The sequence below is a fragment of the Pseudomonas sp. MWU12-2020 genome (assembly GCF_023100605.1).
In the GTDB taxonomy this organism is placed as follows: domain Bacteria; phylum Pseudomonadota; class Gammaproteobacteria; order Pseudomonadales; family Pseudomonadaceae; genus Aquipseudomonas; species Aquipseudomonas fluorescens_H.
The window spans coordinates 1-603 of record NZ_JALMEX010000049.1; the positions used below are offsets into that span (position 1 = coordinate 1).

2 pseudogenes are annotated in these 603 nt (G+C 59.2%); both read right to left on the minus strand.

Annotation, left to right across the window (positions count from 1 at the left end):
* Positions 1 to 158 (minus strand): annotated as a pseudogene (locus M0814_RS28975) (SOS response-associated peptidase); the annotation flags it as partial.
* Positions 159 to 180: 22 nt separating this feature from the next.
* Positions 181 to 603 (minus strand): annotated as a pseudogene (locus M0814_RS28980) (hypothetical protein); the annotation flags it as partial.

Consider the following 603-nt stretch of genomic DNA (forward strand, 5'->3'; position numbering starts at 1 on the left):
AATTGGCCTTCCTGGTGAAAAAGGGCGAGCTGGGCGGTCGGCGCGGCGTTGTACCGCTCGAACGGTTGCTCGCCGGTCGAGTTGACCAAGGCGTTGGGCATGCTGAGCGCTGCCACGAAATCGTGAATGCCGCTGTACTGGGAGAGTCGTCCGCACATTGCCAGATCCTCGCGTGAGCTTTCAGCGTAGACCCGTTGGCGCTGGCTTCGTCACAAAACCTTTTCCGGCACAGGTCGAGCAGTCCTCACGCGCACCAAAGCGATCGAGGCAGGCAGGGCACATGCAGAAGGCCGCCGACTCGATGTGAGGGCGCACCTTTTCAAAGGCGCGTAGGTCGCGCTCTTCCTGGGCGACTTGAGCGGCATCAACCATTGCGCGGTAAGCGTCTGGGTCATCGATAGGTTTGTAGTCGACGCCACTGATCACCCGTTCAGTTTCCACCAACTGATACTGGCGCCCATTTAGCTCCAGCACCAATCCTGAAATTTTCCCAATCTTTCGAGAAAGCCCCAGAGTCAGCCGCACCCCGTCCGCGCCAGAGTAAACCTTGCCGTCGTAGGGAAAGGAGGCGCCCCGTGGTTCGTCGCTTTCGAAGTTGAAGAT